The organism is Lacrimispora sp. (genome assembly GCF_032078915.1).
GTDB lineage: Bacteria > Bacillota > Clostridia > Lachnospirales > Lachnospiraceae > Lacrimispora.
Map to the genome: position 1 here is coordinate 15,547 of NZ_DAMAUN010000073.1, position 16,044 is coordinate 31,590.

General features: G+C 45.1%; 17 protein-coding genes. 1 reads left to right on the forward strand and 16 read right to left on the reverse strand.

Annotated elements, in window-relative coordinates; genetic code table 11:
- The 5 genes from RT269_RS22630 to RT269_RS22650 form a co-directional block, all read right to left on the reverse strand.
- On the reverse strand, positions 1–1,719 hold the full coding sequence (locus RT269_RS22630) for an ABC transporter ATP-binding protein (protein ID WP_313186022.1): 1,719 nt from the start codon (positions 1,717–1,719) through the stop codon (positions 1–3).
- 456 nt (positions 1,720–2,175) lie between these two features.
- The gene (locus RT269_RS22635; protein ID WP_313186023.1) at positions 2,176–3,396 is read right to left on the reverse strand and encodes an FAD-dependent oxidoreductase; all 1,221 of its coding nucleotides are present in this window, start codon (positions 3,394–3,396) and stop codon (positions 2,176–2,178) included.
- 74 nt (positions 3,397–3,470) lie between these two features.
- Complete coding sequence (locus RT269_RS22640; protein WP_313186024.1) at positions 3,471–4,019, reverse strand: YeeE/YedE thiosulfate transporter family protein; 549 nt, start codon at positions 4,017–4,019, stop codon at positions 3,471–3,473.
- A gap of 29 nt (positions 4,020–4,048) precedes the next feature.
- Positions 4,049–4,276, reverse strand: coding sequence for a sulfurtransferase TusA family protein (locus tag RT269_RS22645; RefSeq protein ID WP_025232355.1), 228 nt, complete (start codon positions 4,274–4,276; stop codon positions 4,049–4,051).
- A 28-nt stretch (positions 4,277–4,304) separates the two neighbouring features.
- Positions 4,305–4,991: a YeeE/YedE thiosulfate transporter family protein gene (locus RT269_RS22650; RefSeq protein WP_313186025.1), complete on the reverse strand. Its 687-nt coding sequence runs from the start codon at positions 4,989–4,991 to the stop codon at positions 4,305–4,307.
- 251 nt (positions 4,992–5,242) lie between these two features.
- Here RT269_RS22650 and RT269_RS22655 point away from each other — a divergent pair, with 251 nt between their 5' ends.
- Complete coding sequence (locus RT269_RS22655; RefSeq protein ID WP_313186027.1) at positions 5,243–6,142, forward strand: LysR family transcriptional regulator; 900 nt, start codon at positions 5,243–5,245, stop codon at positions 6,140–6,142.
- On the opposite strand, the gene RT269_RS22660 is transcribed toward RT269_RS22655, so the two are convergent.
- The 11 genes from RT269_RS22660 to RT269_RS22710 form a co-directional block, all read right to left on the reverse strand.
- On the reverse strand, positions 6,132–6,353 hold the full coding sequence (locus RT269_RS22660; protein WP_313186029.1) for a sulfurtransferase TusA family protein: 222 nt from the start codon (positions 6,351–6,353) through the stop codon (positions 6,132–6,134). The genes RT269_RS22655 and RT269_RS22660 overlap by 11 nt on opposite strands.
- Before the next feature lie 326 nt (positions 6,354–6,679).
- Positions 6,680–7,837: a Sapep family Mn(2+)-dependent dipeptidase gene (locus tag RT269_RS22665; RefSeq protein WP_313186030.1), complete on the reverse strand. Its 1,158-nt coding sequence runs from the start codon at positions 7,835–7,837 to the stop codon at positions 6,680–6,682.
- Positions 7,838–7,840: 3 nt separating this feature from the next.
- A complete protein-coding gene (locus RT269_RS22670; RefSeq protein WP_313186032.1) occupies positions 7,841–8,809 on the reverse strand; it encodes a N(4)-(beta-N-acetylglucosaminyl)-L-asparaginase in 969 nt (322 codons plus the stop codon).
- 15 nt (positions 8,810–8,824) lie between these two features.
- Positions 8,825–9,349 (reverse strand): GrdB-related putative oxidoreductase, encoded by a 525-nt coding sequence (locus RT269_RS22675; RefSeq protein ID WP_313186034.1) that lies wholly within the window; start codon positions 9,347–9,349, stop codon positions 8,825–8,827.
- 15 nt (positions 9,350–9,364) lie between these two features.
- Positions 9,365–10,696, reverse strand: a complete 1,332-nt coding sequence (gene celB, locus RT269_RS22680) for a PTS cellobiose transporter subunit IIC (RefSeq protein WP_313186035.1) — start codon at positions 10,694–10,696, stop codon at positions 9,365–9,367.
- Positions 10,697–10,756: 60 nt separating this feature from the next.
- Positions 10,757–11,077 (reverse strand): PTS sugar transporter subunit IIB, encoded by a 321-nt coding sequence (locus tag RT269_RS22685; RefSeq protein ID WP_025232347.1) that lies wholly within the window; start codon positions 11,075–11,077, stop codon positions 10,757–10,759.
- Positions 11,078–11,116: 39 nt separating this feature from the next.
- Entirely contained in the window at positions 11,117–11,455 is a 339-nt protein-coding gene (locus RT269_RS22690; RefSeq protein ID WP_313186036.1) for a PTS lactose/cellobiose transporter subunit IIA, read from the reverse strand.
- A gap of 150 nt (positions 11,456–11,605) precedes the next feature.
- Positions 11,606–13,525 carry a BglG family transcription antiterminator gene (locus RT269_RS22695; RefSeq protein ID WP_313186037.1) on the reverse strand — a complete coding sequence of 640 codons (1,920 nt, stop codon included), beginning with the start codon at positions 13,523–13,525 and terminating at the stop codon, positions 11,606–11,608.
- A gap of 47 nt (positions 13,526–13,572) precedes the next feature.
- Positions 13,573–14,664, reverse strand: a complete 1,092-nt coding sequence (locus RT269_RS22700; RefSeq protein WP_313186039.1) for a DUF871 domain-containing protein — start codon at positions 14,662–14,664, stop codon at positions 13,573–13,575.
- Between the two features lie 135 nt (positions 14,665–14,799).
- Positions 14,800–15,057, reverse strand: coding sequence for an HPr family phosphocarrier protein (locus RT269_RS22705; RefSeq protein ID WP_313186041.1), 258 nt, complete (start codon positions 15,055–15,057; stop codon positions 14,800–14,802).
- Between the two features lie 363 nt (positions 15,058–15,420).
- Positions 15,421–15,711: a hypothetical protein gene (locus tag RT269_RS22710; protein WP_313186042.1), complete on the reverse strand. Its 291-nt coding sequence runs from the start codon at positions 15,709–15,711 to the stop codon at positions 15,421–15,423.
- Positions 15,712–16,044: the final 333 nt, after the last annotated feature.

The following is a 16,044-nucleotide window of genomic DNA, read 5'->3' on the forward strand; positions in this document are numbered from 1 at the left end:
TTATGCCTCCCTACCGCTTTCAATCTGTGTGTGATAGATATCCTGGTAGACTTCACAGGACTCCATCAATTCTTCATGGGTGCCAAATCCCACGTTCCGGCCATTCTCCATAACCAGAATTTTATCCGCGGACATGGCAGTTCCGCAGCGCTGTGTAATCATAATCACCGTCTGTTTTAGCTCTTTATCTTTAAGACCTTCCCGTACCTTTGCCTCGGTAACAGCATCAAGCGCACTGGTCGCGTCATCTAAGATCAGTATAGCAGCTTTTTTCAGGATTCCCCTGGCGATTGAAAGGCGCTGCTTCTGCCCTCCGGATAAATTCACTCCGCCGCTTCCAAGAATACTGTCATAACCATCAGGCATCAGCATGATAAAGTCTGCCTGCGCTTTATCTGCTGCCTGGCGCAGCTCATCTGTGGCGGCGTGTTTATCGCCCCATCTGAGATTATCCGCTACTGATCCCGAAAACAGCATTGGTTTCTGGGGAACCACCGCTACATTACTTCGGACCTCATCTGCGCCCAGCATTTTTATATCGTAATTGTCCAGTATTATTTTTCCGCTGTCCACATCATAAAAACGAAGCAGCAGCCAGGTAATCGTTGATTTTCCGCTCCCGGTGGGGCCGATAACCGCAAGGCTTTCCCCGCTGTTTACGGAGAAGGAAAGATCTTTGATTGCCGGAACCCCGCTGCCGTTTGGATAGGCAAAGGTAACATTTTCAAAGGTGATTTTCCCACTCAGTTTTCTATTTTCATAACTTCTCAAACAATCTTCTTCACAGTCAAATACTTCACCGATCCGGGCCGTGGAAGCTTTGGTACGGACGAATATGGTAAATACATTCGTTATCATAATGAGAGAGGTAAGTATCTGTGCCATATAGATTGTAAACGCCGTAATATCTCCTGTATTAGCAAGGTCCATCGTAAATAGCCTGCTTCCAATATAAATCACAACGGCTGTTCCGATTCCCACAGCCAGTGTCAGAAGAGGTGAGATCACTGTAACGACCATTTGGGAGGAGATCCCTTTCTGCATTAAATTCTGGTTAGCCTCTTCAAATTTATCTTTTTCCTTTCCAAAAGTACCAAACGCTTTGACCAGCCGGACACCGATCAAATATTCCTGTACCTTTGAATTCACCTGATCCATCGCCTTTTGAAGCTGGTAGAATCTTGGATAGCTGATTTTCATGCTAAAATAAATTAATATGGTAACGACAGCTACTACTCCGTAAATAATGAGACTGAGCCGGATATTGAGCAGGCTTGCCAGTACTATGCTGCCAATACAGACAACAGGTGCCTTAAGGAAAATACGCATCATTCCATTTACAAATTGTATAATTTGAGAAGTATCATTTGTCATCCTGGTTATGAGCGAACCGCTTTCAACCTTATCCGCACTTACTTCCGAAAAAGACATGATTTTCTCAAATAAGTCTGCCCGCAGATCCGCCCCCATCCTTTGAGAGACGTGGCTTGCCAAAATATTTCGCGCAACGGCAAAGCAAGCGCCTATCAAAGTTACAAGGAGCATCAGCATGCCCCAGTAATAAACCTTTGCCAGAGAGCCTTTTTCAATTCCGCTGTTTACGATATGTGACATCAGCGTAGGTCCAAGCAAATCACAGACCGCTTCCAGCGTCACGCACAAAACGGCTATGAAAAACGGCTTTTTATATCTTCTGAAATATTTGCTATAAAGTTTCATTATTCTCCTCAGCTTCCAATATGATCTTATTCCTGAAATCATTGCCAAATGTGATAAAATATAGTATATCACGCAAAATGCTGAAAGTTAATAATTTCTGAGTTTTTCTTTTGCAGTTAACCAGTTATGCGCAATCCGCTATGCTATCTCATGAGGGTAAACAAAGGCAGACAACTTTATATGCTGTCTGTCCTGCAATTTTTCATTTTCTAAATATTTCCATGATATTTTTTGCGATTTGGCCCATAATAATATTGTGTTCAAAAACACATCATTATAGACGGAGGTGTCAAGCTATGGATGGCAATGCGGAAATAACAGTTTAGCTGTTAGCGAAGTGTTGTTAACAGCTTAACCCTAAGTACGAAAAATACCCCAAAATTTTAATTTTGGGGTATTTTTCTTTTTATCTTATGATTCCACCAGATTTAAAAATCTGACCAGTTATATTTTGTCCTATTTGCAAATGCTGTTTATGCGCTCCGCAGTTATCTCACCGTAATACTTTTCCATAATCTGACCATCTTTGATCCATACGAAACAGGGCGTATTCTCAACATCAAGCCGTTTTGCAATGCCATCTGATTTATAAACGTCGATGCAGGATACCCGGATGTCGCTATGATCCTGTTCAAACTCTTTGAAAACCGGCAGCAGTTCTCTTGAATAGGAATCGATTGCATTATAAATGTATACCAGCGAAGATTTTCCTTCATTCATAATCTGCTTTTCAAATATTTCACTTTCCGAAACAAATTTTTCTGCACCGTATCCGGCAACGGCTCCGTCTCCCACCGCAGTTGCAACCTGCTTTAAGTATTTGTCACGTACATCTCCCACTGCAAATACTCCGGGGATGTTTGTTTCCATCCGTTCATTTGTTAACAGATAACCGCCTCGGTTCATGTCCAGAATGTCACGGAATATTTCTGTATTTGGCAGATAGCCGATAAACAGGAAACAGCTGTCCACATGTACGGGGACTTTTTCCTCTGTTTTCACATTTTTTAACACAACCGTGTTCAGCCTTTCATCTCCTTCAAAGCTGTCCACAACCGTATTCCAGATAAATTCCATTTTCGGATTTGCCAGAGCCTGTGCTTTTGCAATCTCGTTGCAGTCCATTTTGCCATTCTCATGCATGACAGAAACCATAACTTTATCTGCAAATTTAGTTAAAAATATCCCTTCTTCAATGGCTGCATCCCCGCTTCCGATGACCATAACGGTCTTTCCGGTGTTTGCCGCTGCATCACAGGTGGCACAGAAAGAGATCCCTTTGTCGTAAAGATATAATTCCTCATTTTTTGCACCGGTCAAACGCGGCTTGCCGCCGCTTCCGATAATAACGACCTTTGCCTGGTAAATGGTACGAAATGTCTCTACCTGTTTGATATCCCCTTCCAGAGATACGGATTTTACATCAGTTAATTTAAACTCCACACCAAACTTTTTGGCCTGTTTATGAAATAATTCCATCAGTCCGAGGCCTGTCGCCCCATCCGGAAAACCGGGATAGTTCTCTATTTCATTGGTATATGTGGCAAGCCCGCCTACCAGAGTTTTTTCTATGATCAATGTTTTCAGCTTTGCTCTGCCGCAATATATTCCTGCAGTTAAGCCGGCTGCTCCGCCCCCTATAATTACAACGTCATACGATTCTGTTTTTTTAGTCATTGCAACCTGTTCCTCTCTGAATATTCATATATTTTTATAGGGGCAATCAAATATGATCGCCCCATGATTACAAATCACATAAAATATTTGGCTAATAATTTGCTTCCCAGAAAAGCTCCTACCAGCAGAAATGCACCGAATACCCACCCGGATAAGGAAAAGGATGAAATTGCGGTAAATAACGCTCCTATATTACAACCATTTGCAAGTCTTGCTCCATAGCCCATTAACAAACCGCCAAGAACTGCCGCTATTACCTGTTTTAAAGACTTGATCTTCTTGATCTTAAACTGTGATGCAAATAGCGTTGCCGCAAAAGCACCCAGTACTATGCCCAAATTGCGGATGGAAGCACCGTCTGCCAGAAAGCTGGCGTTTAGTTCCTTCTGCATTTTTTCTGAGGCATAATATACCCAGCCGCTTGCGTCGCCGCCAAGAGCTTTGTAGATCCAGGTTCCCCAGTTGGCAAATGCGCTTGTTACACCCCAGCCGCTGCCAAGAGCTGCAAAATGGGCAATTTGAAATACTGCAAGCAATACAGCACCGGCCACGTATGTTAAGGGTTCTTTTAACAGCTTTTTGTAAATGGGATGATCGCCAAGCTTAATAAAAAATTGTTTCAAATTTATTCACCTGCTTTCACAGAAGTTATCTACTTCGTCTTCTCGATGACAATTTCCCATTCTCCATCATCTACTTCTTCAATTTCTACGTTATGTCCCTGTTTTCTGGCCCACTCAGGAATATTCTTCATTGCACAGCTATGATCGATGGATACAGCCAGAACGTCTCCTACGGATAACTCATTGATTTTTTTCTCAGTTTTCATAAGCGGGACTGGACAAGCCTCTCCCAGACAATCTAATGTAAATTCAGCCATTTCATATCTCCTTTAATTTAAAATTATTTTAATCTGCACTTCCCATTTTCTTTTCCTGCCATTTGACAGCTGCTATGTATAACAGCACAATGATCAGCCCCTGTACAACGATTGCACCAAACCAGCCAAATACGTCCGGCAGAAAGATCTTCGGAGCATTCTCATTGAATTTGCTCCAGAAGTTCATATCGTGTGCACCCCAGAAAGAACCTGCTATGAAAAATACCAAAGACAGCATTTGCATGGTAAAGCCCTCTCCAACGCGCATCAAGGTTCCGGATGCGCAGCCGCCGGCAATGACCATTCCGATGCCAAACAGGACTGCACCCACAGCCAATGGCAAACCGATGGGCGCTACGCCAACCATATTGAGATTGGAATCCGCATTTGCCAATATACCGGCATACTTGATTGCCCAGAAACCGACGCTTGCAACTGCAACTGCAACCAGTACGGCTCTTGTTACGGATGTGCTTCCTGTGATACATGGATCACGGAACGCTGCCGTAAAGCAGAAACGTGAACGCTGCAGGATATACCCGAATGCAATACCGAATCCCCAATAAACAGGCAGCTTATTGCTCCCTCCTGCCAAATAAGATCCAAAAGCAATGATCAGGATTGTAACCAGAATTGCGTATGGGATCTGGCTTTTTTTCGGTTTTCTCGGCTTACGCACTCTTTCCCCACCAACTTTTGTGTTAACCTCTGACACGTAAATCCCCCTTTCTTAAAAATAGTATTTGTTAATATTATAACAAAATCACAATTCAGATTATACCATACTTATCAGAATCCGGTTAATCAAGAATCTGATATGTCATAAGATTTACTTATAACCCATTATTTTATCACTCTAGCCACACCGAATTATATTTGATATAATAAAAGAACAAAAAAAGAACTGTTAAGTTTTTAACAGTTCGAACGATTGATTCATAGTTAAATTCAGAAAGGCGGGGTAACATGAACATTCAAAACCTGAAAATGTTTATAAAAATAGTGGAATCCGGCAGCATCTCAAAAACTGCCGAACAGATGAATATCAGCCAATCCGCATTAAGTCAGCAGCTTCGGGTCATGGAACAGGAATTCAGTGCGCGGCTTTTTGAACGGAACTATCAAGGTGTGATTCCGACTAACATCGGTATGATTGTCTACAACCGCGCCCTTGAGATCTTATCGTCCTATGACAGAATGCTGGTTGATATCACCAATGCACAGAATCAAAATAAAACCGTACATATCCTCGCTTCTCCCTGTGTATATTCCTATGCCCTGCCATGCACGTTTTACCATGTAAAAAACAAGTATCCGGAATATACCCTTAATATGGAAATGATGTCCAGCAGAATCATAGAGGAAAAAATATCAAAAGGCGTTGCCGATATGGGAATCATCATAGGCAGGCCCAAGGATAAAAATCTATCTGCCAAAAAGGTATTTACCGACCGCGTTTTTCTGGTTGCAGGAGAAAAAATGAAGGTTCCTGCCCAGTTAGACTGCCAGGATCTTTATCATTATCCGCTGCTGATGCTGGTAAAAGCCCAAAAAACAAGACAGGTACTGGATAAAATGCTGAACAAAAACGGAGTCCTCATCAATCAGCTGCACATTCCTTATGCCCTTGAATCCACAGAATCCATTAAGCTGTCCGCAATTAATGGTTTTGGGCTTGCTTTTCTTCCCTACATGGCAATCAAGAAGGAACTATACAATAAACAGCTCCGCATTGTTGAATGTCCATGCCTGGAGTTTGATAATGAATATTATTCCATAAAAAATGCCGGCAGTGTTCCTCTCAATTATGAATCGTCTAAACTCATTAAGTATATGGAAGCGATATTAAAAGAGACTATTTGTTAGCAGAAATGGTGACTTCCCATACACCGTTAATGACTTCTTCCGCATCATATTTCAATTGATTGGCATCACAAAACGATTTAATATTAGAAATTGTACAGCTATGATCCGTAACCAACATGCATTCCTCTCCGTTTTTTATGGAATCAATCACATTTTTTAGTCTCAAGACAGGTACCGGACACATATCACCAAGGCAATCGATTTTAACCATAAGCGCTCCTTCTGCACATCCTATACCTTCACAGGCTGCTGTGCTTAAGATCTGACAAAAAACAGGGTACAGATTCATTTTATCTAAAATATTGCTGACTATCAATAGGGAACTTTCAATATATCCTGCAATAAAAAAGCTGCCGCTATATAGACTTCTCATCTATTTAGCAACAGCTTCTTTTTATCTCCTATCTCCCCGCTATCCAATGCCGGCAAAAGCAACCGGCCAGGATAGCAGATACCAGATCATAACAGCCTCATAAAGCGATGCCGCAAAGCAGCAGGAGACCTCGTGAACCATGGCGGTACATGCTCCTTCATAAGCTATAATTGTCCCAGACGGTAAAGAGCCAGTGCATAGATCTTTGCATTGTTCATTAAGTCTTCCACACTCATCCACTCATTGGGATTGTGGCTGATGCCTTTCTGACCAGGGAAGCTTGGACCAAAGGGGACAATTCCCGGCATGGCCTTGGCATAAGTGCCGCCTGTGGTGGTTACAGGGGTGCCATCCTGCCCTGTGACCAGTTCATAGCTCTCCTGCATGGCCTTAACCATTGGCGTGTCCTTTGGGAATACCACCGGGTCAAAATTCTGTATAAGTTCTGCCTTAAGCCCTTCTGCCCCGGCCTTCGCGCGGATGCGCTTCATAATTTCCTCTATGGTAACGCCTCCCGGATAGCTTAACGTCACATCAAAGGCCGCCTGTCTCCCACCGCAGAGACTGTCAGGAGCCACGCTCAGCTTATATCCCCGCATCTCTATCATGCCATATTCCTCGTGGCTAAAGTCAATCCCCAGCCGGTCGCCTGTATTCCTGGCTCCGATAAAATATTTGTTTACAAAATCAAAAAATGTTTCCAACTGCTCCATTCTGCCTGTCATCCGAACTACGGCTCTGCCCCGCTCACTGTACACCACCGGATACTTGCAGTCCGGTGTGAAGCCATAAAGAGGCGGTCTCTCCTTTGTGAGATAATACTTCAGATCCTCAAATCCGGATTCTTCGTCGCATCCGAAGATGATGCGCACTGGATTCTTAAGAGTAAGCCCAGCCTCCTTAATAGCTGCCAGGCCATAGAGGCATGCCATGATTGGTCCTTTATTGTCCAGCACTCCCCTGCTGTAGATGACTCCGTTTTCCAGATGACCGCTGAAAGGCGGCTGCTTCCAGCCTTCTCCTGCCGGAACCACATCCACATGACCGATGGCGCAGACATAATCTTCTCCCATGCCATACTGGGCATATCCCATATAATGATCCAGGTTCACAGTGTCAAATCCCAGCTTCCCGCTGATATCCAGGGCACATTCCAATGCACGCTTCACACCAGAGCCAAAGGGAGCCCCGTCACAGGCGTCCCTTTCCACACTGTCAATGCGTACCAGCTCCTGGACACTGCTGATGAGCCGGTCCTTTAACCGGTCCACGCAGTCCAGGATCTTCTTATCTGAATCGTTTTCAATCGTTCTGTCTCCCATATCTTATTCCTCTATGGGCGCCGTGCGCGTCTTCATATAATGTTCCATCCATTCCTCAGAGGCTTTCTTATAAGTGCAGCGGCCGTCCTCCTCACGGGTTACCAGGTAAACCGTGGGTTCCAGTTCCTCCGTGACCACTGCGAAAGAAAATCCCTCGATATTTGTGGCGACACCCCACTCTCCCTTAGGATTCATGGCAATGAGGGATATGTCACCGGCCTCGCCCCGACGTTCCCGAAGTTCCATATCCAGCCGGTTCACCGCTGTCTCACAGGCTTCCTGAGGATGCATTCCCTCTCCCATAAGCCGGACGATCTCATAAGAAATGCAGCCTTTCATCAGATCCTCTCCCAGGCCGGTGGCGCTGGCGGCTCCTTTCTTGCTGTCGGCATAGAAGCCGGAACCGGATATAGGAGAATCGCCTACCCGGCCCTTTTTCTTCATGAACAGGCCGCTGGTAGAGGTGGCTGCCGTCATCTTGCCGTTCCCATCCAGGCAGGCCATACCTACGGTGTCATGGCCGGAATAAGGCTTAAGCTCCTTAGCTGCTGCCTTGGCCGCCATCTCCTTAACCCGCTTCCTGTAATGTGCCTTGGCTCTGTCTGTCAACATATTCTTACGCTCAAAGCCTTCCTTGTGGGCGAATTTCTCAGCCCCCTCAGCTACCAGCATGCTATTGACTTTCTCCTGGCTTAAGCGTCTGGCAATGGACACCGGATTGGCAAAGTCCCTGATAGCAGCCACAGCTCCTATATCCAGTGTGCTGCCATCCATATAGGCGGCGTCCATTTCCACTTCCATTTCCTCATTAGGCAGTCCGCCGTAGCCTACGGATTTATAATAAGGGAAGTCCTCCACCTGACGTATGGCCAACTCGATGGCATCTCCTGCGTCGCCGCATTCTTTTAGCAGCTCAGCTCCCTTGGTAATCCCTTCTACGGCCATACGCCAGGTTGCTATCATTCCCCACATGGCAAAGACCTCCTTTTATCTAAAACAGAATTCATGAATCAGCTCCGAAGTGTCTGCACCGTCTGCCAGGGCCCTGGCCAGAGCACACATATTTCTTAAGGCGTCATTAAGGCCCAGACCGCCCTTTTTCGGTGTCTCCACAATCGATACTTTATCTTTATAAGCTGCAATGGTATCTGCATTCTCCACAGACATGGCTGCAAATGCCTTTGCCTTGGTGGTTGCGTTAATATCGCAGGCCACCTTGGCGCACATCTGTGCGTAGTCCGCATAGTTAAAGGCTGGCCCGCACATTACCACATCCGGCTGCAGCTTGTTCACCATGGCACAAAGCTTGCGGCTGACCTCCTCCGGATCGGCAAGGTATGTGCCATTGCCGCAGCACAGACAGGCCAGGATGTGTCCGTCCACCTGTTTTAAGAAAGGCTCCATCATGACTGCTGGTCCGATGGTCTCTTTTTTCCCTGTTAGGGGAACCATGGTGTCGTCCTTGGTTCCAAGTCCTGACTGAATCTGGTCATATATCATAATAAGCTTCATACCGTACACCTCATTTTATAGATCATCAAAAGAAAGATCGTTAAGATCAATATCGTCGTCATCGGTTTTCTCAGTTTTCCTGGTCTCGTCTTCCATGTACTGTTTATCCATTATCTTGATGAACGGCATATAGATGAATACGCCCAGAACAAGAAGAATCAGCTGAAGCACGGCCCCCTGCCAGCCGGTTGCCAGGAACCCGGAGAGGATCACAGGCATGGTCCACGGGATTGCCACACCAGAGCACAGAGGAACCAGGCCGATGCTCATGCAGAAGTAGGAAATCACAATGTTGATGGTGGGCACCAGCATGAAAGGAATGAGAATCATTGGGTTCAGTAAGATGGGAAGGCCAAACACAATAGGTTCATTGATTCCGAACAAGCCAGGAATAAATGCCAGTTTCCCTAACTCTTTGATACGCTTGGAACGGCAGAAAAACAGCATTGCAATCAGCAGAGACAAGGTGGAACCGCAACCGCCAAACGTGGCAAACAGATCCTGGAACTGCTGGGATATAATATTGGGCAGAGGCTGGCCTGCCTGTAATGCAGCCAGATTCTCCGCAGACAAGGTCTGAAGGATGGGATTGAATACCGCGCCCACCACGGAACCGCCGTTTACTCCGAAGAACCAGAAGAGATGGAGGAAGATATAAGCGATTACCATAGCCGGAAGGGTGTTGCCCAGCTTAAGGAGAGGAGTCTGCAGGATCGTAAACACAAAGTTGAATGCGTTATCATATGGGGTCATGGCAAAAATAATGTTTATGATGAAGAACACCAGCACGGAAATTCCGGCAGGAATCAGGGCAGAGAAAGACTTTGCCACGGTAGGAGGAACACCGTCAGGCATCTTGATGATCCACCCTTTTTTATTGACCCACGCATAAATGTGTACCGACAGGAACGCCACAATAATTCCTACGAAGATTCCCTTGGAACCCACCCAGCCCAGGGGAATACCTGATACAGCAGTATCATTTACCATGATCTTATAAGGCATGATCAAGAACCAGCATACCAGTGATACGGCAGCGCCGAACAACTTATCGACCTTCATCTGCTCGGAAAAGGAATAGCCGATTCCAACGACTGCCAGCATTGCCATGATTGAGAACGTGGCATCGGTTGGCTTGGCAAAGTAGGCATCCCAGTTCTCCCCAAAGAACCTTGCCCAGAAATTAGTCCACCCGGGAATCGGGAAATTGGCAATGAGCAGGAAAAAGGAACCCACGATTAACAGCGGCATGGACAGCAGGAAGCCGTCACGAATTGCAATGAGATACTTGTTCTTTCCGATTCGCTCTGCCAAAGGCATGAGTATTGACTCTAATTTACTTAACATATTGTTATTCCCCCGTTTTTATTTGTTCTTGCTATGATAAGTTCTGCTTTTTAATAGCCGTTATTTGGAAGCTTTTAAAAGTTTTATTGCTGATTTAAGGACCTTCTCACCATTCATCATGCCGTAATCGGTCTGGTCAATGACCTGTATCGGGATTCCTTTGCTTCCAAACTTTTCCACAATCTCACCGTAACGGTATTTGACCTGGGGTCCCAAAAGGATCACATCCGGATGCTTTTCATCGATGATCTGTCCGATCTTGCCATCCGGGAAAGCTTCCACTTCAATGGGAAGGTTATGCTCATTGGCTACGCTCTGCATCTTGCTTGCAAGCATGCTGGTTGACATTCCTGCACTGCAGAATAAATACACTCGTTTCATTGTAAAATCCTCCTTGCTATTTGCATTTTATTATTTCCATTATTTACTCCCCACCTTCTCCTCCAGCTCAACGATCCTCCTGTAGCTGGCGATCATCTCTTCTGCGATGATTTTGAATCCTTCCGCGCTCATAAGCTGGTCTTCCGCATGGATCAGAATCAGGGAAGTGCCTACCGGCTCGCCCTGGGCCTCTTTCTGGATCAGTTCAAAGTGGGCCTCATGTCCTGCCAGGAACATTTCCTGACCGGCTTTCATACATTCCCCGGCACCGCCGAAATCCCCATGCTTTGCTTTCTGGATCGCCTCTATATAGCTGGACCTTGCTCCGCCTACATTGGATATGATTTTAAAGCAAATGGTCTCCAATCCCTCTAACATATTGCTGCCTCCTGAATGTGTTGATAATATGCAAAATGCAGCAAAACCTTTTTGTTTGCTGCATCTTAACTTAAGCTGCCTTAATTAATTTTAATTATAAGGCTTTTATTCACTTTTTTCCTTAAAGGCATTTCCTAGCTCTTAGGAAATTCACTCCATGATCCGGTCGATAAATTCCTCATATCCGCAGGGAGCCGCCAATTTTGCCAGCTCCTCAGGCTGATTCACGATGTTGGATATCCAGTCAAAGAAGATTTTAATCATCCTGGCATCCCCTATATTGATGGCAAACAGCATCACCAGCCGCACCTCAAAGACCCCCCATTTCACAGGATTCTTAAGCTGGGCCACCGCAATGGTGGAATTCCCGGCAAAGGCTCCGAACGCGTGGGGAATCGCAAATGTATTCACAAAGGAGGTTGGGGTCATCTGCTCCCTCTTTAATACCACATCTGTAAACTCCGGATCCACAACCCCCTCTTGTACCAGGCCTGAACACAGCATGCGGATGATTTCCTCCGGGCTGGTACAGTTCACTTCTGTGTGGTAGTGTTCCCTGCGGATCAAGCTGCCGATGTGGGAGGAGAATTCCAGCCGGAATCCTTTCTTATCCAGCCGGTTGATGGCCTGGAGAATCCTGGACTCTGTCTCGGAATCCACGAATAAGTTAATGGAGACGGTCTCCACGTTCAACCCATGTTCCAGGGGAAATGTACTGAGCAGAAGATCCGGATCCAGAGAAGACACTACCTCCTCTTCAAAATAACCAAAGACCTTCACCACTTCCATCCTCTCACGAAACATATCGGAAATTTTCTTCACACACATATCAGAAAAGGACTGGTTATGAGGCAGAATCATAACGGCATGATATTTTCTTTCTGTTTTCATACGCTCACTGGCAGCTCCCAGATGAAGGGCGATATAGCAGCTCTCTGCATCGGATATGGGAGTTTTAAGCCTATCTTCCAGAAATTCCACCACGTAGATGCCCATCTCGAAGACCAGAGGGTATTTGCGCTTGATCTCTTCCACAAACACATCCTCCATCCGGACCTGGTTCCTGACACGCTCTACCAGACCGTGGATGTGCATCTTAAGACCGGCAATAAGATCCCCATCCTGCCGGAAATCAAGCCCAAACAGAGTATATATCTGTTCCAGGGCCTCACCTACCAATTTCCTGGTACTCAGCCACCTGCCGCCGAAATTCACGTAATCGTCGGTATAATTGGAAGCTTTTCTGCCCATGACAACCAGGGCGAACATCCCCACTTCTCCCTCATGGATCTTTATATGCAGGCGTTTGGAAATGCGGTCAAAGAAGTCCTTTGAAATCTGGAACTCGATGGTATCCTCTAACCCCTGCATCTCCTCTTCCATACTGATGTAGTTGGCGCAGTTCATCCTCTCAATGCTGGTGCCGGCGTGCAGGATCAGCATGGGAAACATGGATTCATGAATGGAATAATCGTATTCCTTCAGCACATCCACGAATATGTCCTTTACCTCAATTAAGTTGAAGCTTTTGTATAGATTGGCCAGCATATTTAAGTTGAGAAAATTCTCCTGTACCTCTGCCATCAGCAAATCCCTGTAAAACCGCCGTTTTCCGGCCTCATCCCCCTTTAAGGATATGCATTCCTTATTGCGGACCAGCTTTAAACCGGGATAGGGCTCCAGCATTTTGCGTATACGCTTTAAGTCATTGTCAATGGAGGCTCCGCTGACATAGATCTGGCTCTGGAGAAGGGTAAGGTTCAGCTCCTTCACTTCGAATAACAGCTTCTGAATCATGTATGCGCAGCGGGCACCCGGAGTCTGGGGAATATCCGTCCCCCTGGATTCTTTTGGCGACAAAGGCGGCAGACTGGCATTTTCACAGATTCGGTAACCCCGCCGCACATTAGACTCTATGGGAGGCGGGGTCATGTGTCTGTTAATGGACTCTACATCAGAGCGTATGGTACGGTCCGACACCTGCAGAAGAACAGCCAGGCGTCGGCTGGTGATCCAGTCTCCCAGCTCTGATAATATGGCAAGCAGCTGCTCCTGTCTTTGATTCTGCATGTCTAAATACTCCTTTTCTTGCTGTGTTCTTCCGTAAAATCCCTTGTTTAAAGGATGCTGAATGCAAATACCGTCCATGGGTTTGCGTAATCCAGCAGAACATGTTCATACTCTGGAAGATGACCGATCACGTTCTTGCGGCCGTCATTTGGCATGTCTTTGGTCACGATTTGCAGTTCCCCCTTATATTTGGGATAGCCATCATTTAATATAACCACATCGCCGGGTTTTAAATCTCTGGTATTAGCAGCAGGAATAGAGCGGTCCGCAAAAGTGACTCTTGGGCCGGAGGAACGGATCATATAGTCGTTCAAATCACCTCTTACCACATGACGGAGTTCATAATCCAGGATCTGGCGCTCGGTCTGAGTCAGTTCTTTCTCCAATTGGATACCAAAGGTCAGAATACTGGTATTAATGCCGGCGCAAGCCTTGAGTTCCTCATCAGCAGCATAGGCATTGGCGATAAGCACATCATCTATCATTCCGGTGGCCAGCAGATGGCGCACCTGAAAATCAATCGGAAGGCCACGATGCATCTCCAGAGTGCACAGTCCTTCATTAACGGGCCAAGGACCGTATGCTCCTGGCGCGTTGCTGGACACAAAGGCTGCTACCTTAAGTCCAAGGGTTTTCATCTTATCATTACAGGTGTTAAATTGTTTAAGGCTCAATCCCGTATACTTCTGCGGATAAAAATTGTGACAGGTAATCAGCTTGTCACGATCCGGATGGTGGTCTATGACATTCTCCACATAGGCCAGCTTGGTGCTGGCATTGAGCTCTATCTTAAGCCCCTGGGGATTGTAAGTCATAAGACTTTCTTTCATGCCGTCAAAGCCTTCATCCAGGCGGATGCCATCCACATGCATTTCCTGAAATACGGATAAGTTCTCGTAGGAGATTCCCATCCGGGAGAATACGGCAGGGCTCACATCCGGTATGATCTCCATACCGCAGGCGTGAGCTTCATCTGCCAGTCTCCGAAAACGGCCGATCACTTCTTCCCTGCTCTCCTCCACACTTAAGAGGCAGGTAAAGATTCTCTTATACCCCAGTTTTCCTGCCTTTCTGATATATTCCATGTCCTTTTCTTCGGTAGAATGTTCCGGATAAACGGAAATACCCAATTTTGCCATAGGTTTAGCCCCTCTCTTATATTTAACCATCCGGTACATTCATACCGGATGGTTCTTTGATATTAACTATAGTCCGTCAAGAAAGAGTCTGGAGGTAAATCTATTTCCTAATTGCTAGGAAATATCTTGTTTCTGCTACAAATTGGTCTGAAGAAATCCCTTAAGGAAATCGATTGCCCTGTTTTCATCCTCCCCCTCCGCAATAAACTCCAGGCATTCGCCATGACGTGCTCCCAGACCTATGAGTGAGAGTACATTCTTACAGTCCGCTGTGCCTTTCCTGCTTTTAAGGGTTATACGGCTCTCATATTCCGATGCCGCCTTGCTCAGCCTCAAAGCATTGATGGCGTGAAGCCCCTGCTTGTCCGATACAATGTATTCATATCTAATCATCTCATCATCACCCTTTACGATTCATTCGAAAACGACAAGCCAATGTCAGAACGGCATGACACTGACAGTTGCAGTAGGTTGACTCCCGCTATTTCCAGCAGGAGATAATTCCTCTCCATATTTTAACATAGAATCCATAATTATCTACGGTGAAATTATACAGATTTTGTCACCATTGTTTAATTGCATGAAGTGAGTATTTGGGAATCAAATAATAAGAAAAAGCGCATAGCCTATTTCTTAGACTTTACGCTTTATATATGATACCATTCAATTGGTTATGATATCTGTTGTGTTTTTGTAATAAAACCTCATGAAAAATGATGTCATATCGTTGTTATAACCGATGCTTATATGCGACCACTACGCTTGTTTGGGCAAAATGTTTTTTACTTCCAAAACTTTTATTAACGTTTCTATATGATCGTTAACCTTTGTAAACTCCTTTTTGCTATAATGCTCCAAACTAGCGACACGAAACGTAAGATCTTCTATTTTGCGTGATGTAATATCTTGCTTGATTTCCAGAATTTCTATTCTATCGGACATCTTATTGATATCAGTCTTCATATCTTGTATATCAGTCCTTAATGGATTAATTTTTTCATCCATTAATGCTGCTATGGCTTGTAAATCTTCATTGGTCAATGCCATGATATCACACCCCTTTATAATTATTTTATTACATGCTAAGATTAGATTTTTTCCAATAATAATACTTTTTTATTATATCATATTTGATAACGCAGAGTCTATTTTATTATCAATAAATCACGAAGGATTATCACAGCAACATTAAAAATAAGATCCTTTTCCCACTTCCTTTTTGAAAAAAATCATTATTCTACAGTCAATAAAACCCCCGCATCAATTTCAGTCATCTGCTCCATGGTCTCCGGATCATACACCATGAATACAGCAGTAGCGGTATGCTCCCCGGCTTCTGGTACCTGTTCCAGTTCTACATAAGCATTTCGCTCTCCCGGC

Coding starts and splice junctions, on each gene's coding strand:
- RT269_RS22685 (WP_025232347.1), bottom strand. CDS start 11,077: ATGAAACGAGTGTATTTATTCTGCAGTGCAGGAATGTCAACCAGCATG.
- RT269_RS22635 (WP_313186023.1), bottom strand. CDS start 3,396: ATGACTAAAAAAACAGAATCGTATGACGTTGTAATTATAGGGGGCGGA.
- RT269_RS22710 (WP_313186042.1), bottom strand. CDS start 15,711: ATGGCATTGACCAATGAAGATTTACAAGCCATAGCAGCATTAATGGAT.
- RT269_RS22655 (WP_313186027.1), top strand. CDS start 5,243: ATGAACATTCAAAACCTGAAAATGTTTATAAAAATAGTGGAATCCGGC.
- RT269_RS22665 (WP_313186030.1), bottom strand. CDS start 7,837: ATGGGAGACAGAACGATTGAAAACGATTCAGATAAGAAGATCCTGGAC.
- RT269_RS22695 (WP_313186037.1), bottom strand. CDS start 13,525: ATGCAGAATCAAAGACAGGAGCAGCTGCTTGCCATATTATCAGAGCTG.
- celB (WP_313186035.1), bottom strand. CDS start 10,696: ATGTTAAGTAAATTAGAGTCAATACTCATGCCTTTGGCAGAGCGAATC.
- RT269_RS22670 (WP_313186032.1), bottom strand. CDS start 8,809: ATGTGGGGAATGATAGCAACCTGGCGTATGGCCGTAGAAGGGATTACC.
- RT269_RS22645 (WP_025232355.1), bottom strand. CDS start 4,276: ATGGCTGAATTTACATTAGATTGTCTGGGAGAGGCTTGTCCAGTCCCG.
- RT269_RS22700 (WP_313186039.1), bottom strand. CDS start 14,664: ATGGCAAAATTGGGTATTTCCGTTTATCCGGAACATTCTACCGAAGAA.
- RT269_RS22690 (WP_313186036.1), bottom strand. CDS start 11,455: ATGTTAGAGGGATTGGAGACCATTTGCTTTAAAATCATATCCAATGTA.
- RT269_RS22660 (WP_313186029.1), bottom strand. CDS start 6,353: ATGGTTAAAATCGATTGCCTTGGTGATATGTGTCCGGTACCTGTCTTG.
- RT269_RS22675 (WP_313186034.1), bottom strand. CDS start 9,349: ATGAAGCTTATTATGATATATGACCAGATTCAGTCAGGACTTGGAACC.
- RT269_RS22705 (WP_313186041.1), bottom strand. CDS start 15,057: ATGATTAGATATGAATACATTGTATCGGACAAGCAGGGGCTTCACGCC.
- RT269_RS22630 (WP_313186022.1), bottom strand. CDS start 1,719: ATGAAACTTTATAGCAAATATTTCAGAAGATATAAAAAGCCGTTTTTC.